Here is a 13137-nt window from a genome sequence, read left to right on the forward strand (position 1 = left end):
ATCTTTTTGTAAAATGAATGTATTATATATTATTATCCCATGCTATAACGAAGAAACTGTTCTTCCTATAACATCAAAATTATTTTTAAGCAAATTAAACTCACTTATTGAGTCTGGAAAAATTTCCAATAACAGTAGGATTCTTTTCGTCAATGATGGCAGCAAGGATAAAACCTGGGAAATTATCTGCTCACTGGCAAAACAGGATGAACATTTTATTGGAATCTCACAAAGCCGTAATCGCGGACATCAGAACGCGGTTCTTGCGGGTTTGATGGAAGCGAAAGATAAATGCGATATTACGATCTCTATTGACTGTGATGGTCAGGATGACATCAATGCGATGGACGAAATGGTTGATCAGTACCTTCAAGGATGTGAGATCGTATATGGTGTACGCAGTAAACGTGATACTGATACATTCTTCAAACGTTTTACAGCTGAGGGATTTTACAAACTCTTAAACTGGATGGGAGCCGAAGTGGTTTATAATCATGCTGATTATCGCCTGGTTTCCAGCCGTGTTTTAAAGGAATTCGCCAATTTCAAAGAAGTTAACCTGTTTCTGCGTGGAATGTTTCCGCTGGTTGGCTTTAAGAGCACAAGTGTTTACTATGAACGGCACGAGCGAATTGCCGGAGAAAGCCATTATCCATTATCAAAAATGCTTGGACTTGCTTTCGATGGAATTACAAGTCTCAGTATTAAACCGATTCGAATCATTACTGCTCTTGGAACAATTATTGCCGGATTCAGTTTCCTTGGAATTGTGTGGTCTGTTATCATGCATCTGATGAACCGGTCGGTTGCCGGATGGTCCAGTATGACCTGTATCATCTGCCTGCTAGGAGGTGTTCAGCTGATGTGTCTTGGTGTTCTGGGCGAGTATATTGGAAAAATATACATGGAAGTCAAACACCGACCGAGATATATTATCAGCGAACGAACAGAATCTAAAGAGTACAGTAGTAAGATCGAGGATAAATCATGAACCAGTTATTTAAGAAATATCAGCAGCCGATCCTGTATTTATTCTTCGGAGTATGTACCACAGCTGTCAATATTATTACATATTATATCAGCGCACATATACTTTCCTTATCGGTTATTCTCAGTACCTGCCTGGCGTGGATCATCTCCGTGATTTTTGCTTATATAACTAATAAATGGTGGGTTTTTAAGAGCAAAAGTCTTTGTCTGCAAGCAATTCTACAGGAATTTTTATCATTTACAGGCTGCAGATTATTCACAGGTGCCTGTGATCTGCTTATCATGTTTATATTTGTGGACTGCCTGGGGGTGAACGACCTTTTCGTTAAAATTGCGTCAAATGTTCTTGTTGTAGTTTTAAACTATATATTTAGTAAGATGATTATTTTCAAGCGTAAATAATTCTTATGGTTATATCGTCATTCGTTGCATATTAGGAAGGAATTGAACATGAAAAACATCACATTAGTCATCATGGCCGCCGGAATCGGCAGCCGTTTCGGCGGAGGGATTAAACAGTTGGAACCGGTTGGCCCAAATGGTGAGATCATCATGGATTACTCGATCCATGATGCGCTGGAGGCAGGCTGCAATAAAGTTGTTTTTATCATCCGCAAAGACATCGAGAAAGATTTCAAAGAGATCATCGGAAAGCGGATCGAGAAGATCGTTCCCGTAGAATATGCTTACCAGTCTGTGGATGAACTTCCTGCCGGGCATAGAAATGTCTGGGAAAGGACAAAACCATGGGGAACCGGACAAGCTGTTCTCTGCGCAAAGAATGTAATAAAAGATCCATTTATCGTTATCAACGCTGACGATTATTATGGGAAAGAGGCATTCAAAAAACTTTACCAATATATGACAACCAAGATGGAGCCTGACCGTTCATTCTATGATATCTGCATGGCGGGATTTATTCTTAAAAATACATTGAGTGAAAACGGCGGTGTTACCCGCGGTATCTGTACTGTGGATCAGGATGGTTATCTGCAGCGTGTCACTGAGACCTATGAGATCCAGAAACAAAATGGGATTCTCACAGCCTGCAATGAGGAAAAACAGCCGGTTTCTGTCAATGAAGATATGCATGTGTCGATGAATATGTGGGGACTGCCACCAAAATTTCTGGATATGCTGGAATCGGGTTTTTCAGAATTTCTGGATCAGCTTGGGGATGATGGTATGAAAAGCGAGTATCTGCTTCCGAAGATTATTGACAGGCTGTTATCTGAGAATAAAGCCAGCGTAAAGGTTCTGGAGACAAATGATAAATGGTTTGGAGTTACATACAAAGAGGATAAACCTGCAGTAGCTGCGGCAATTCGTTCTTTAATCGAACAGGGCACTTATGGAAAGAATTTATATATGTAATAGCTTGTCTAAATTCCAAAGTATCACAATATCTAAATCAAAAAATGAATGAAGGAGAATGTTTAAATATGTATGACTATCTTATTGTCGGTGCCGGACTCTACGGTGCTGTATTCGCCCACGAGGCAAAGAAACACGGAAAATCTGTACTTGTAATTGATAAGAGATCAAATATCGCCGGAAACGTGTATACAGAGGATATGGAAGGGATCCATGTACATAAGTACGGAGCCCACATTTTCCATACAAACAACCGCAAAGTCTGGGAATATGTCAACCAGTTTGCGGAATTCAACCGCTTCACAAACTCCCCGGTAGCAAATTATCACGGGGAGCTCTACTCGCTTCCGTTTAATATGTACACCTTCAATAAGATGTGGGGCGTTGTGACTCCGGAAGAGGCTGCAGCAAAAATCGAGGAGCAGAAAAAAGCTGCTGGAATCACGGAGCCGAAGAACCTGGAAGAGCAGGCGATCAGCCTGGTTGGCACGGATATCTATGAAAAGCTTGTAAAGGGCTATACCGAAAAACAGTGGGGAAGACCTTGTTCTGAGCTTCCGTCCTTTATTATTAAGCGGCTCCCGGTCCGCCTTACTTTCGACAACAACTATTTTAATGCGCTGTACCAGGGAATTCCAATGGGCGGCTATACAAAAATGGCTGCGAATATGTTAGACGGCATTGAGGTCAGACTTGGCGTGGATTATCTGGCGGATAAGGCTGCTCTTGATGCGATGGCATCGAAGGTTATTTACACTGGTGCCATTGATGCATACTTTGATTTTAAACTTGGTGCGCTGGAATACCGCTCTGTCCGTTTTGAGACAGAAGTGCTTGATAAACCAAACTTCCAGGGAAATGCGGCAGTAAACTATACAGACTCTGAGACTCCATGGACTAGAATCATCGAGCATAAATGGTTTGAGTTTGGAAAAGATGATAATGGGAATGACCTTTCGAAAACCGTGATCAGCCGTGAGTACAGCTCTGAGTGGAAACCTGGGGATGAGCCGTACTATCCGGTAAATGACGAGAAGAACGGGAAGCTGTATGCAACGTATAAAGAACTTGCGGAACAGGAAAAGAACGTCATCTTTGGCGGTCGTCTGGGTGAGTATAAATATTACGACATGGATGCAGTGATTGCTTCTGCACTGGATATGTGCGAAAAAGAATTAAAGTGAATGGAATCATATAGCAGTCACTGTCCATAGTGCTTTTTACTGTATATGGTTCATTGTAGCATTAATACTGGATATGTGGCAAAACCTGCAGCAATATAGGGAAATTTGTGGCAGATATAGAAAAAATCATAGGTCTCCTGTATAATAAGCATATTCCTACTGTGGAAGTTTATAAAGGAAGAAGTACGAAAGATAAGGCAGGACTATGAATAGATGGAAGCGATAATCTGGATTACGGCAGCGGTTGTCATATATTTGATGGGAAGAAAACATTGCAATGAAGAAAAGAATCATGCCGAGTGGAAATGGAAAGCGTATATTGCTGGTTCCCTTCTGGCGGCAGTGCTCTGCGAGATAGGGATAAAAGCAGTATTCCATATTCACTATCTGTCGGTCTGGCTTGTTCTTACGTATGCATTGATCGCGTTGCAGTGCAGCCGGATGTTGTGGCTTGTGATTTTTAAACCGGAAGAGTGGAGAATGCTCTGCTCCATGGGAATAAAGATGGCGGTTGGAATGGCGATCCTCGCGGTTTATTATGTGAATCTTGGGAATCATGTGATCGGTGTATCGAGGATTGCAAATCAGTTTCCGCCGGTCAGCACGGGAATAGCGGATCTTATGATCCTGTTATCCTGTACGCTGTGGATCTACGGTGCAGATCTCATGAAACGGTTTCCGGACTTTTGCCGGGCGGTTTATTGGATCCTTCTGACATTGACTCCATTTCTGGTATTCCTGATCGTGGAGCTTTGCTGGAATTCTTCGGTCACAACGATCAGCCTGCTGAACGGTGAGCTGAATGTCCTGATCTATCTGATCCTTGAGGTGTTCTTTGTAAGCCTGATGCAAAAGGGCATGCTGGGACTGCAGCTTTTGTATATTTTTGCATGGCTTACCGGGGCATTGAATTATTACCTTCTGAAATTCCGTGGACAGCCGTTTCTGGCAACCGATATTTATGCGATCCGTACAGCGATGGCGATAGCAGGGCAGTACACATTTGAGATTGCGGAGGAGCTTGCGTTTACATTCCTCATTCTGTTTTTCCTGCTGACCTGTACATGGGCAATAGGAAAGTCTGGGGTTTTCCAGAAAAAGACAGGGAAAAAGCATGTATTGATCCGAAGTTGTGGTGCTATTGGCGCAGCCGGGGCGTTATTTTTCTGGGTCGGAAATTATGATTTCCCGGATACATATAATATCGGTGTTGATTTCTGGTGGCAGGCAAACACATACGAGGCGAGTGGGTTTGCCCCGGCATTTATCTCATTCTGGCAGCGGATGAAGATCAGTAAGCCTGATGGATATACAGAGCAGGAGGCAGAGAAGCTTCTTGATGAGTATGGGGTGCCGGAAAGTGCAAATGAGGACGGAGATGGAGTGGGAAACGTAAAGCCGACGATCATTACCATCATGAACGAGAGTTTTAGTGATCTCAGTGTACTCGGACCGCTCTCATGTACGGAAAATGATCTGGAATTTTTCCGTTCGCTTAAGGATGATTCGCATACGGTGGAGTATGGTTTGAATTATGTTTCAACCAGGGGCGGAGGAACTTCGACTACAGAGTTTGAATATCTGACTGGAAATTCTATGGCATATACAAATGGAATCAATCCGTATTCCAGTTTTGATTTTACGAATGTGCCGTCCATGGTCTCGCTCCTGAAAGAACAGGGATATCATACAATTGCGATGCATCCGGAGAATCCAGGAAACTGGCGCAGGAGTATTGTTTATCCGAAGCTTGGTTTTGATGAGTTTTTATCCATAGATGCGTTTGAAAACAGTGAACGGACTGTATGGAACCGGGTATCTGACCTGGGGGATTATCAGAAACTGATTGAGGTTTTTGAAGCACAGACGGAGCCGAGCTTTATTTTTAATGTGACAATGCAGAATCATGGCGGATATGACGGAATCGGGGAATTGAAGCCGGAGGAGATCGTAAGTGTCGATGAGGAATACAGCGGTTATATGGATCTCCAGATGTATGAATCTTTGATCGCAAAGTCCGATCAGGCGTTGTCGTATCTGATATCCTACTTTGAACAGGTGGATCGGCCGGTAATTATCTGCTTTTTCGGTGATCATCAGCCGGCGTTAAATTCTGAATTTGAGGATGTACTCAAAGAGAGTGGGAGACAGGATACGGATACAGATCTTACTCTGACGGAAAAAATATACACAGTGCCGTATTTTATCTGGAGCAATTACGATATTTCAGAGGATTACTCGAAGAAAAATTCTGCTGGAGAAGATGTGATCAGCACAAATTATCTTGGAACGCTGACGAGAAAGTATGCAGGATTACAGCTTTCAGTGTATGACGAGTATCGGATGACCCAGAGAGAACAAATTCCCGTGTTTAACTTTGCAGGATACATGGCAGAGGGTGGAAAGTGGTATGATCTTTGGGCAGAGAATGAATATGGAGAATGGATCGGACGGTATCGGATCGTGCAGTATTATGCACTGTTTGATAAGAAGAGAGACAGGAAGTATTTCAGATGATTCCCAGGGCACGTGTTTATGGAACATGTGCCCTTTGGCATAGCGGGACGAAAAAGTGCCGGTTTCGTTACCAGACAATAAGTGTATCAATAAGATCATGCTGTTCAGAGGAAGTTTTTCTCAAATAGATCCGCGTGGTCTCAATACTTTCATGTCCCATAAGATCGGCAAGAAAGGCGATATCGTTACACTCGTTCAAAAAACTCTTCGCAAACCGATGGCGGAAGGAATGTGGATAGACAACAGCGGGGTCAATATGATATCGTACAGCCAGTTTCTTTAGCTGACAGGAGATTCCGCGGGTCGTGATCCGATGCCCCTGTTGATTTAGAAAAATGAAGCCGCTCTCCTGATTTTTGGATGTAAGCCAGGAGAGTGCTTCTTCCTGCAGCATTTTGGGAAAATAAATTCGGCGGAGTTTTCCGCCTTTGGAGTAGAGATCTAAATGCCCGAGCTTTACATGTTCGGCTTTGATCTGTATTAATTCGCTGACACGGACACCGGTGGCAGCCATAAAGCGGATGACAAAATACCAGAAGAGTTCATGATCATTCTTTAGACATGTCTTAAAATATTCATAATCAGCTTCACTGATAACATTTTCAAGAAACGTTTTTTGCTGAATTCGAATGGAGGAGAGTTTCCATTTTTCATATCCGGTATATTCGAGATAACTATTGAGGGCGCGTATTCGGAGATTTACAGTTTTGGGTTTATAATGGTCGATCAGCCAGGTTTTATGTGTTCGGAGATTTTTTTGCGTGACAGACTGGTGGTGGGAATAAAACTGCCTGACGGCAAAAGAGTAGGATGCAATGGTATTGTCTGCAAGGTTTAATTTTCTCAAATGGTTTTCGAAATTTTTTGTCATGACGGGGTTCTCCTTTGTATTTTGTGTTCAAAATAATTATAGCTTATTGACCGAATGCGGGATATGAGGAGGAAAGCGGATACTGAGGAAGAGTTACAGGTTTTGGCGGATGAAAATGGAAAAGATAGGGAAAGTATGTTATGCTATAGAAAAATGAGGGAGCAGGGAATCTTATGAAAAACGAGCCATTAGTTTCGGTGATTATACCGGCATATAACTGTGAGAAATATATAGGAAAAGCAGTTGAATCCGCATTGGAGCAGGATGTTCCGTTAGAAGTCCTGATCATAGATGACTGCTCTGCGGATGGTACAGAGAAGGAAATTAAGAGGTATCTGGATATTCCGTATCTTCATTATTATAAAAATGAGAAGAATCTTGGAGCTGCTGCGAGCCGGAACAAGGGTGTTAAATATGCGGTTGGAAAGTATGTTGCGTTCCTGGATTCAGACGATTGGTGGGCGCCCGGGAAGCTGAAAAAGCAGCTGAAAAAAATGCAGGAGGAAAAAGCGGTCATCTGCAGTACAGGCAGGGAGCTGGTTGACCTTGAGGGGAATTCTTTAGGAAAATACATTCCAGTGCATGAGAGGATTTCGTACCACATGATTCTGAAGCAAAACGAGATCAACTGTTCTTCGGTCGTGCTTCGCAGGGATGTGGCACTGGAGTTTCCAATGGAACATGAGGAGTGCCATGAGGATTATTTTACATGGATGAGAATTTTAAAGAAGTATCAGTTCGCGTGTGCGGTGAATGAACCTCTGCTGAAGTATCGGCTGAGTAACCAGGGAAAGTCCGGAGGGAAGCTGAAGTCGGCGGTGATGACGTATAAGACGTATCGTGCGGTGGGGTTTGGACGGGTGAAGTCGGCGGTGTGTTTTGTTAGTTATGCGGTGTGTGGTGTGTGGAAGTATAGGTAAAAAGTATAGCATAAAGCTCTTGAGAAGGCATTGGATATCGGCAGGACGGATAAACTACGGAATATTCTTGGAAGAATAGAGATTGAAAATATAAGAATTTTTGAGAAGATTATCATTCCATGTATGTTGAAGATTTATTCGATAAATTTAGTGATGAATATGAGAGCAAAGCAATCAAATGGGAAAAATATACGGAACCAGAAAAATTGAGAATTTGGGAAATATGGGCAAAACTATTTTCGCGCTGGTTAGTATGTTTCCCGGCGAGATTTATGATAATGAATGAAGGACGCATGTGTTTAAATGGAGACAAGGCTTTAAAGTATTTAAGTAATAGACAAGCGAACATAGATACCGAGAGTTGAATCTTGAAATGAACATACTGTATGATGCATTGGAAGAACTGAAAAAGTCTCCGAAATCAGTGATTTTATCCAGAAAAGTGCATGCATTATTGCACAGAGAATCGAGGTTCGCAGCTTTCAAAAGAATTATGTGCGAGATAATAAAAAATATTATCCAGAGGCAGAAAAGTGGCTTGAATAATTGCTTTATGATCTGGAGCTGTCCGCGGATAACCGTTACCGGATGAACCAGAGAGCGCAGATCCCGGTGTTTAATTTCGCCGGATATGTGACCGCGGATGGGGACTGGTATGATCTCTTGGCAGAGAATAGTTACAGGGAATGGATCGAGAGGTACCAGACGGTGCAGTATTATGCATTGTTTGATCGGAAGAGGAATGGGAGGTATTTTGTGGGAGAGTGAGGCCCACTGCTTTCAGCTCCTGAAAAAGCAATGGTCAAAGCTTGACTACACAGCGATATTGACGTATGCTGAATGTGGAAGACAATACCATGGTTGATATCAAAGAGTGGAAACAATAAATGGAACCTATAAAATGGTTTCGGAACTTTTGAAGGAGGAATTGGCATGAGTGGCGTAGCAACTCTTAGCAATGAGAAAAACTATACCGTGTTCCGGTTCGGAAAACATGTGATCCGGTTCGCTGCTCCGTATTCGTTGGAACGATATACAGCAGTGAAAGAGTGGGACAATGGATATCTTGTTGTTATGGCAAAGTATAAGCACAATGAGAAACCGGAAGAAGAATATATTGATTTAGTTCCTATTCTCCAAAATTTGTATTTCGATGTCGATAAGTTCTTAAATCCAATTAAAGGCGTGGAGGTGGCAAATGGTTGATGTGAAGCAGGTTGCAGATGCGGCAGATATGATTGTAAATGGTTATGCATTTACCCGTTGCGCTGAGGGATTCCGTGTTTTGAATTTGAATCGTCCTGATCGGGCCGTAGTGTTTTCAAGTGATGGCAAGGTTTTGGAGACCAGTATGGATGATATTGAGGTTCGGATCGCGAGAGACTATCTGGAAAAGAACCGGAAGTTTATGGAGGACTAAGATGCCGAAGTATTACGAATACAAAATTGCAGGGTATTATCTTTACTTCACATCTTACTGCGTTATTGAGTGTATGCATGTGCACGCCAGTGACCGTAAACTGACGGAAACTGGCTCTGCAAAGTTCTTTGTGAAAGATAACGGTGACACCCTGGTACAGAATCGTGGAATTCTGAATGATAGAGAAATTCGAAAAATCCAGGAGTTCATCAAACAGAATTATCAGGAAATGTACCTGAAATGGTCAGAATACAGTCGGGAAGGATTCTACGAGAAAAATATTTGATAACTGTATTCTGCTGAGCCCAGTGGACTGACAACAATAAACTAAGACTTTCCATTTTAGACTTGGAAAGTCTTAGTTTATATATAGAGAGACTTACTATTGGTGGAAAGGTAAATCAGAATTTGAAATGATTAAAGAACTTGATACAGCAGGAATGAAGATTGAAATGAATAAGCTTCTGGGAGAGCTTATGTTAACAGAAATGCCGTTAAACTACAGTTTGACGATATCTGTGTTATTTGCGCAATTCGAGCGAATGGAGCGAAAGCGTGGTTAGAAGATTATCTCAGAAATGTGGTAAAATGGAAAAGGCACTGGTGGTTGAGGGCTAACTTATGTGCTAAAGGAGGGAGTATATATGCCGACAGCTTCACTTACACAACTGCCTAAAAGTCGATCTGCTGAAGAATTTGAAAATATGTGTGCAGACGTTTTGACTATGATATATAATGTCCCTTTTTCAATTTATGGTAGGCCGGGTCAAAAGCAAAATGGAATTGATTTGTTTGCCTCAAGTACGCAAGGGCATTATATTGTAGCACAGTGTAAGAATTATTATGCTTGCTCGTATGAAAAACTGCAGAAACAATTATCGAAAGATATTGCATCAGTAGGTAATTTACATTTTACAGTTCGTGAATTTATTGCAATGACGTCATTGGATAGAGATGTTGCAACACAAAATTTCATATTAAATCTAAATACTATAGTTAATGTCAGAATCCTTTTTTGGGAAGATATTCAGAAAGAAATTAGTGGAAAACCGAACATTTTGTATAAATATTATCCGCAGTTTGCTGTTGATTCAAGAGTTCCTATTGGATACAGAAATGAGTTGATTTCAAATGTGATCATGATAAGGAAAGGAATCACAAGACTAAATTCTGATTTTTCGCAGTATAGACCTGCATATCAATATGCCGATGATTGTACCGTATATAATACGTGTGTTTCTGTGATGAAGGCTATGTTGAAATTATATCAGATACAACAGGAATGGTATCTTCAATTAGAAGAAAAACATATAACAGGATATATTGACAAAATTGTTGAGAATATGCCGAAGTTTTATGATGAAGCAAATGATGGAACAGGCATGACAATGATTTATACGATAACGGAGTTCCTAAAGTATTTCACTGATGTTGAAAAAACAGAAATGTTTGTTAAGTGGTGTGATGAAATAATCAGTCTAACAAAGAAAATGTGAAGAGAGTAAATCCTCAAACATGAGTAGTGTTATCGTGCAGCGGCACAGATCGCACAGGAAGTTTTAAACGAAGTGAATGCAAAATATGTCTACGGGATTACTGCTACACCGAAGAGGGATGATGGGCAGGAATAGAAGATATTTATGCAGCTTGGACCAATTCGTTATGAATATTCCGTTGCGGCGAAGCCGCCTGTCCGGAAAAATGGAAACCACCTGTCCGGATAGGCGGAAACCGCTTTAGGTTATTGCTATGTGCAGCGAAGCCGCCTGTATGTTATTGTGCCTGAGATGGATCCAGTCCATAAACCTCCCTCATGGAAAGATCCTTTTCTGGGTCAAGACTCATAATCGGAATCTTGTATGAATCGAATGAGATTCGATCCATGATGGCATCTGTGAGAGGGTTGTCCTTACCACCAAGCTTTTGGTACCAGTCTTCCTCAAGATACTGGGAGCAGAAGATCGTGGATGAGTGCTTGCGACGCTTATGAATAAGCTCAAGCAGATTGGCTGAGTCTTTTTCAGTAACTCTCATGAGCAGCCACTCATCCAAGATTAGAAGGGTGGGATTGGTGTATTTTTTCAATGCATCTTTAAAGCAGCCTTCATCTCTGGCCTCTTGTAAGTCCAGGAGCAGATCTGGCACACGGACGTACTTAACGCTGTAATAACGCTTACATGCCTCCATTCCAAACGCACAGGCCAGATATGTTTTTCCACTGCCTGTTGCGCCGGTAATGAAGATGTTACGGTATTCTGTGATGTACTCACAGGTTGCCAGCCGTTCGATCAGGTGGCGGTTTATTTTGCGGTTATGACCGTAATCAACTGCCGCAATCGTTGCGTCTGGCTGCTCGAACTCTGCATTCTTAATCAGTCTTTTCAAACGGCTGTTTTTACGGGATGTATATTCGATATCAACGATCATCCCAAACCGATCCTCGAAAGGGATCTCCTTCATGGAGATATCCTGCATCTGGTTACGGAATGCATCGGCCATCGATGTCATGTGCATTTCAATAAGTTTGTCAATTGTACTCTGATTTGTCATGATCTCTTACCTCCGTAATAACGGGCACCACGGGTGATGCCGGACTGGGAACTCTCGTTTGTCGGCTTCTGAGGTGCCTCAGATTTAGTTCCACGATCCGCAGCAAGGATGTTCTTGATACTTTTATAGCTGGGTGAATTCGAGTACTGCAGAGCCTTTGCACAGGCGTTTTCAAGCTGCTGTGAAGACTTCCTCTCAGCAAGCTTCAAAAGGCCCATACAGGCCCTGTAAGACTGCTGCTCCACTCTGCCTGAGGTAAGGATACTGTTTACAACTTTATAGGTATTGATTCCGATTGTTTCTGCCCATTTGCGGAAACGGTCACCGTTCCACTCCATATATTTCTGGTGATCTGGTGGCATATGTTCGAGTACTGTGGAATACTGCCCAGGACGCCCGTACAGGCGTTTGTGGGAAGCAATTCTCCTGAAATCCTTAAAAATTTCAATTGTGGTATCTGTCACTCGCACATCGACCTTATCTTTGATATACTGATAAGGCACCGAGTAGTACATTTTGTCTACGGCGATGTGATAGTTGAACTGTACTGTGGCGGTACGATGTTCAGCTAATTCAAAGCGGGTGGCAGGCAGGGGCATGAGCAATGGCTTCTCATCTTCGAGAAACAGCTTCTGTCGGCTGCCTTCTTTCTTTTGAAAAGAAGCCGCGTTGTACTTTTTGAGCTTTTTCCTGATTTCCTGGTTCAATTCTTCCAGAGAGAAAAACTGTTCATTACGAAGCGCAGCTATGATCCATGTAGAGACGTGGCCAACATTTCCTTCTACACTTGGCTTATCCTTCGGGGCACGTACCCGGGCCGGAATGATAGCAGTGTTGTAATGCTGTGCCAGTTCCTCATAGGACTTAATCAGGACAGACTCATATTTGTCACTCTGTTTACGGTTCGTTGCTGTAGGAGCATTGTCTGATACCAGAATCGGCGTAACGCCGCCAAAGAACTCGTACATATGGACATGAGCGGTAATCCATGACTTTTGTTGTTCATTGATGAACGCTTCGACAAAAGCATACTGGCTGTAGGTCATAACACCAACAAAGATCCATGCTTCGGTAATTTCACCGGTATCCGGATCAATAAGCTTTGCCGGATCACCAGCCCAGTCAACCTCGATCTGCTGGCCTGCTTTCCGCGGGATGTGCATGGTAGCACGGCTTTTTTGCTCGTTCTGCTAAATGTAATAACAGAACTGGGAATACATCAAAGCATCATCACCATTCTGACTGCATTCTTCGAGGTATTCTGTCCAAAGGAACTTCTTGTTGACACCATTTTTGAGCAATTCCTTACGG

15 protein-coding genes are annotated in these 13137 nt (G+C 42.4%); 12 read left to right on the top strand and 3 right to left on the bottom strand.

All coding sequences use genetic code 11. The features are described 5' to 3' along the window. The first annotated feature begins 13 nt into the window (after positions 1-13). From ACXMYH_RS01415 to ACXMYH_RS01435, 5 genes are all read left to right on the top strand, one after another. The gene (locus ACXMYH_RS01415; protein ID WP_486555372.1) at positions 14-991 is read left to right on the top strand and encodes a glycosyltransferase family 2 protein; all 978 of its coding nucleotides are present in this window, start codon (positions 14-16) and stop codon (positions 989-991) included. Beyond that, positions 988-1392 (top strand): GtrA family protein, encoded by a 405-nt coding sequence (locus tag ACXMYH_RS01420; RefSeq protein ID WP_486555362.1) that lies wholly within the window; start codon positions 988-990, stop codon positions 1390-1392. The genes ACXMYH_RS01415 and ACXMYH_RS01420 overlap by 4 nt, the downstream gene beginning before the upstream one ends. A 48-nt stretch (positions 1393-1440) precedes the next feature. Continuing rightward, positions 1441-2364, top strand: a complete 924-nt coding sequence (locus ACXMYH_RS01425; RefSeq protein WP_486555361.1) for a nucleotidyltransferase family protein — start codon at positions 1441-1443, stop codon at positions 2362-2364. Between the two features lie 68 nt (positions 2365-2432). After that, positions 2433-3548: a UDP-galactopyranose mutase gene (glf, locus tag ACXMYH_RS01430; protein ID WP_486555373.1), complete on the top strand. Its 1116-nt coding sequence runs from the start codon at positions 2433-2435 to the stop codon at positions 3546-3548. A 213-nt stretch (positions 3549-3761) separates the two neighbouring features. Beyond that, a complete protein-coding gene (locus ACXMYH_RS01435) occupies positions 3762-6065 on the top strand; it encodes an LTA synthase family protein (RefSeq protein WP_486555374.1) in 2304 nt (767 codons plus the stop codon). A 67-nt stretch (positions 6066-6132) separates the two neighbouring features. Here the strand turns inward: ACXMYH_RS01435 and ACXMYH_RS01440 are convergent, their stop codons facing one another. Beyond that, entirely contained in the window at positions 6133-6936 is an 804-nt protein-coding gene (locus tag ACXMYH_RS01440) for a tyrosine-type recombinase/integrase (protein ID WP_486555375.1), read from the bottom strand. 173 nt (positions 6937-7109) lie between these two features. Between ACXMYH_RS01440 and ACXMYH_RS01445 the strand changes: the two genes are divergently transcribed. The 7 genes from ACXMYH_RS01445 (at position 7110) to ACXMYH_RS01475 (ending at position 10772) form a co-directional block, all read left to right on the top strand. Next, positions 7110-7856, top strand: coding sequence for a glycosyltransferase family 2 protein (locus tag ACXMYH_RS01445; RefSeq protein ID WP_486555376.1), 747 nt, complete (start codon positions 7110-7112; stop codon positions 7854-7856). Between the two features lie 119 nt (positions 7857-7975). After that, on the top strand, positions 7976-8221 hold the full coding sequence (locus ACXMYH_RS01450) for a hypothetical protein (RefSeq protein ID WP_486555377.1): 246 nt from the start codon (positions 7976-7978) through the stop codon (positions 8219-8221). A gap of 181 nt (positions 8222-8402) precedes the next feature. Beyond that, the gene (locus tag ACXMYH_RS01455) at positions 8403-8624 is read left to right on the top strand and encodes a hypothetical protein (RefSeq protein ID WP_486555378.1); all 222 of its coding nucleotides are present in this window, start codon (positions 8403-8405) and stop codon (positions 8622-8624) included. Positions 8625-8789: 165 nt separating this feature from the next. Further along, complete coding sequence (locus tag ACXMYH_RS01460) at positions 8790-9062, top strand: DUF7724 family protein (protein WP_486555379.1); 273 nt, start codon at positions 8790-8792, stop codon at positions 9060-9062. Then, positions 9055-9276, top strand: coding sequence for a DUF7723 family protein (locus tag ACXMYH_RS01465; protein WP_015552320.1), 222 nt, complete (start codon positions 9055-9057; stop codon positions 9274-9276). Before ACXMYH_RS01460 ends, ACXMYH_RS01465 begins: the two co-directional genes overlap by 8 nt. 1 nt (position 9277) lies before the next feature. Then, positions 9278-9562 carry a DUF4160 domain-containing protein gene (locus tag ACXMYH_RS01470; RefSeq protein WP_486555380.1) on the top strand — a complete coding sequence of 95 codons (285 nt, stop codon included), beginning with the start codon at positions 9278-9280 and terminating at the stop codon, positions 9560-9562. 358 nt (positions 9563-9920) lie between these two features. Next, entirely contained in the window at positions 9921-10772 is an 852-nt protein-coding gene (locus ACXMYH_RS01475) for a hypothetical protein (protein WP_486555381.1), read from the top strand. A gap of 277 nt (positions 10773-11049) precedes the next feature. On the opposite strand, the gene ACXMYH_RS01480 is transcribed toward ACXMYH_RS01475, so the two are convergent. Further along, positions 11050-11826 carry an ATP-binding protein gene (locus ACXMYH_RS01480; RefSeq protein WP_486555382.1) on the bottom strand — a complete coding sequence of 259 codons (777 nt, stop codon included), beginning with the start codon at positions 11824-11826 and terminating at the stop codon, positions 11050-11052. Then, positions 11823-12989 (bottom strand): IS21 family transposase, encoded by a 1167-nt coding sequence (istA, locus tag ACXMYH_RS01485; RefSeq protein WP_486555383.1) that lies wholly within the window; start codon positions 12987-12989, stop codon positions 11823-11825. The genes ACXMYH_RS01480 and istA overlap by 4 nt, the downstream gene beginning before the upstream one ends. Positions 12990-13137 lie beyond the last annotated feature (148 nt).

It is taken from the genome of Pilosibacter sp. NGB245, assembly GCF_057397225.1.

Excerpts from the sequence above, each read along its gene's own strand:
- ACXMYH_RS01415 (WP_486555372.1), top strand. The coding sequence starts at position 14 with ATGAATGTATTATATATTATTATCCCATGCTATAACGAAGAAACTGTT.
- ACXMYH_RS01420 (WP_486555362.1), top strand. The coding sequence starts at position 988 with ATGAACCAGTTATTTAAGAAATATCAGCAGCCGATCCTGTATTTATTC.
- ACXMYH_RS01425 (WP_486555361.1), top strand. The coding sequence starts at position 1,441 with ATGAAAAACATCACATTAGTCATCATGGCCGCCGGAATCGGCAGCCGT.
- glf (WP_486555373.1), top strand. The coding sequence starts at position 2,433 with ATGTATGACTATCTTATTGTCGGTGCCGGACTCTACGGTGCTGTATTC.
- ACXMYH_RS01435 (WP_486555374.1), top strand. The coding sequence starts at position 3,762 with ATGGAAGCGATAATCTGGATTACGGCAGCGGTTGTCATATATTTGATG.
- ACXMYH_RS01440 (WP_486555375.1), bottom strand. The coding sequence starts at position 6,936 with ATGACAAAAAATTTCGAAAACCATTTGAGAAAATTAAACCTTGCAGAC.
- ACXMYH_RS01445 (WP_486555376.1), top strand. The coding sequence starts at position 7,110 with ATGAAAAACGAGCCATTAGTTTCGGTGATTATACCGGCATATAACTGT.
- ACXMYH_RS01450 (WP_486555377.1), top strand. The coding sequence starts at position 7,976 with ATGTATGTTGAAGATTTATTCGATAAATTTAGTGATGAATATGAGAGC.
- ACXMYH_RS01460 (WP_486555379.1), top strand. The coding sequence starts at position 8,790 with ATGAGTGGCGTAGCAACTCTTAGCAATGAGAAAAACTATACCGTGTTC.
- ACXMYH_RS01465 (WP_015552320.1), top strand. The coding sequence starts at position 9,055 with ATGGTTGATGTGAAGCAGGTTGCAGATGCGGCAGATATGATTGTAAAT.
- ACXMYH_RS01470 (WP_486555380.1), top strand. The coding sequence starts at position 9,278 with ATGCCGAAGTATTACGAATACAAAATTGCAGGGTATTATCTTTACTTC.
- ACXMYH_RS01475 (WP_486555381.1), top strand. The coding sequence starts at position 9,921 with ATGCCGACAGCTTCACTTACACAACTGCCTAAAAGTCGATCTGCTGAA.
- ACXMYH_RS01480 (WP_486555382.1), bottom strand. The coding sequence starts at position 11,826 with ATGACAAATCAGAGTACAATTGACAAACTTATTGAAATGCACATGACA.
- istA (WP_486555383.1), bottom strand. The coding sequence starts at position 12,989 with ATGCACATCCCGCGGAAAGCAGGCCAGCAGATCGAGGTTGACTGGGCT.